The organism is Stieleria sp., assembly GCF_041595215.1.
GTDB classification, from domain to species: Bacteria; Planctomycetota; Planctomycetia; order Pirellulales; family Pirellulaceae; genus Stieleria; species Stieleria magnilauensis.
On record NZ_JBFHKV010001093.1, the window covers coordinates 1 to 2,811 of the forward strand.

A 2,811-nucleotide genomic window follows, 5' to 3' on the forward strand; every position below is an offset into this window, starting at 1 on the left:
CACCGGACGGCTCGCGCCGCTCCGCTACCTCCGCCAGTGTTTGTTAGCGGCAGGGCGCGAGCCCTCCGGTCTTTCACGGTGTTCTCATGCTGAAACCGGACGGCTCGCGCCGCTCCGCTACGTCCTTCAGTGCCAAAATACGCTGCCGGCGACGGCGGCAAGCAGGATGCTTACCCCACTGCCAACGAAAAGAACCCGGCAACGGATGATCCGCTGCCGGGTTCTGTATCGTTTCATCCACGGGTGGGATCACCCGAGGTTTGATCCGCTAGGCGGGAACCCCAGCCGTTTTCACGGTCGCGATGATCGCGCTGGCGACCATGTACGGGTCGGCGTTGGAGGCGGGACGTCGATCTTCCAACCAACCCTTCCAACCGTTTTCGACGGTTCCGATCGGGATTCGGATGGACGCACCACGGTCGGAGACGCCGTAGCTGAACTTGTCGATCGACTGCGTTTCGTGCAGACCGGTCAAACGCTGTTCGTTGTCGGCACCGTAGACGTCGATGTGCTCCTTGATCCGCGGCTCGAAGGCCTGACAAATCGCTTCGTATACCTCTTGGCTGCCACAGGTCCGCAGCGTCGAGTTGGAGAAGTTGGCGTGCATCCCGCTGCCGTTCCAGTCGCCGGGGACGGGTTTGCAGTGGTAATTGATGCCGACGCCGTGGGCTTCAGCGACCCGATCCAGGATGTAGCGGCCCAACCAGACTTGGTCACCCGCGTCCTTGGCACCCTTGGAGAAGACTTGAAACTCCCATTGGCCCATCATCACTTCGGCGTTGATGCCTTCGACGTTCAAGCCAGCTTCCAAGCAGGTCTCGAGATGTTCTTCGATGATTTCTCGTCCCACCGCTTTGCCGTTGCCGACGCTGCAGTAGTACGGTCCTTGCGGTCCGGGATAGCCTTCGGCGGGGAATCCGAGCGGCCGGTTGGTGCCGGGATCCCAAAGCGTGTATTCCTGCTCGAAACCGAACCAGAAATCGCCGTCGTCATCGTCGATCGTCGCGCGGCCGTTGGTGCGGTGCGGCGTGCCATCGGCATTGAGCACTTCACACATCACCAAGTATCCGGTACCCATGCGGCCCGGATCGCGGACGACTTTGACGGGTTTCAGCAGACAATCCGATGCTCCGCCGGGCGCTTGCTCGGTGGAGGAACCATCGAACGACCACATCGGGGCGTCTTCGACGTTTCCACTGAAATTCTCAATAATCTTGGTCTTGCTTCTCAAGCTTTGCGTCGGCTGATAGCCATCCAACCAGATGTATTCCAACTTGCACTTGGTCATAAATCAGATTCTCCCTAGGTGAATCAAACGAGTGGACCTGGGAAAGCACGTGTCGTTTCAAGTGCGACGTGCCTTCATGTAACAACAATGTCTACGTCTACCTAACGCATCCGAGATGGAATTGCGAACCGGTCAACACGGTTCCAAGGAACCGCCCGACCCTTCACTCCGCCATCCGGCCAGCGCCCAGTTGCAAGTGTGGTATCAACCGCCTCTGAGCAATTACCGACCCCGATCTTTCGATCGGATTACCGCAAGAACCGTGCTCCTAATGTTCTACGGTGCCCCCGTGGACGGAACGCCGCCAATGTCAAATCAATGACGTGCCGTCGACCTCCCAGAGAACATACGATAACCCAACTCTTCTACCACGAAAGAGTCAATTCGTCACCCCGTAAGCCTGACTTTCGCGGGGATCCGAACACGAAAGTTGACCGGTCTGGCCGCGGCCTCCAGATCCCGACCGTCGCCGCACCGCTTCGCTGGCCATTCCGCCGCTCGCGCCACCCTGCCGGTTGCCGGCCTGTGGACTGAACCCCGCATGCACAACCAAGGGGCCGCTCGGCACCCGTCGCTCGCCGTTCGGGCGATTACCCTCGCCTTGACTTCGGAACCTCGATCCGATCCACCGGCCGCAACCGGGCCAAACGAAGCGCGCCGAGGTCCAGCGGCCAGTCGCCGCTGAGGTCGACGCGGATCGGCACCGCCCCGAACACCCTTCCGGTGGCGATTAATCCACCCACAAGCCCCAGCTCTTCCGGCCAGCCCTGAGGGGCGTTCTAATGATTCACGGAATTCATCCCGTTTGCACCCCGGCACGACAAATCCGCTCCACCCATGTCACGAACTCCACACAATCCCTTCGAAACGGCCCCCGACCAGTTCGGCCGACCGGCCGCCGAGAGCAGCAAGACCTGGTTGTGGGTGCTCGGCATCATCGGAGCCGTTTTTCTATTTGGCGCCGTGCTCTGCTGCGGCCTGATGTTCTACGCCTGGGATCAGGCATCGGGCGTGATCGCCCAAGTGGCCGTGGAAGAATACGCCGATGACCCGATCCTGAAGGAGAAGATTGGTACGATCCAAAGCAGCGAGATGAGCTTGAGGGAGGCGATGGAGGAATCGACCAAGGACGAGACGATCACGGCGATGGTGTTCACCATCGAAGGCGACAAGGGTCGTGGCAAATTGGTCCATCGCACCAACAATCAAACTCAGCAAGTGACCGTCAAACTGGTGATGGAAAACGGCGACGAGTTTGACTTGGAAGTCCCCGAAATGTTCAGTGACTTCGAGACCGAGCTGGAGGGTGACGGCGAGCTGGAGGAAAATGGCGAACTGGCCGAACCGGCAGAGCCCGAACCGATCGCCCCTGCCGAGACCGAAGTGGAGCCCGAAGTGACCGCCGAAACCCCCGAAACGGACCAGCAGTGAACGGCCGGTGGCGAGCGGAAAAGGGGTCAGGTACCAAAAACCAACTGCCCCAACGGGTGCTTCGCATTTTTGGTACCTGACCCCTTTTCCGC

Annotated in this window: 2 protein-coding genes; one reads left to right on the plus strand and one right to left on the minus strand. The window is 60.0% G+C overall.

The window, feature by feature from the left end:
- Window positions 1–268: 268 nt before the first annotated feature.
- Entirely contained in the window at window positions 269–1,288 is a 1,020-nt protein-coding gene (locus ABX749_RS28385) for a glutamine synthetase beta-grasp domain-containing protein (RefSeq protein WP_145221416.1), read from the minus strand.
- 837 nt (window positions 1,289–2,125) lie between these two features.
- On the opposite strand from ABX749_RS28385, the gene ABX749_RS28390 reads away from it, so the two are divergent.
- Window positions 2,126–2,719, plus strand: coding sequence for a hypothetical protein (locus ABX749_RS28390; RefSeq protein WP_372898998.1), 594 nt, complete (start codon window positions 2,126–2,128; stop codon window positions 2,717–2,719).
- Window positions 2,720–2,811 lie beyond the last annotated feature (92 nt).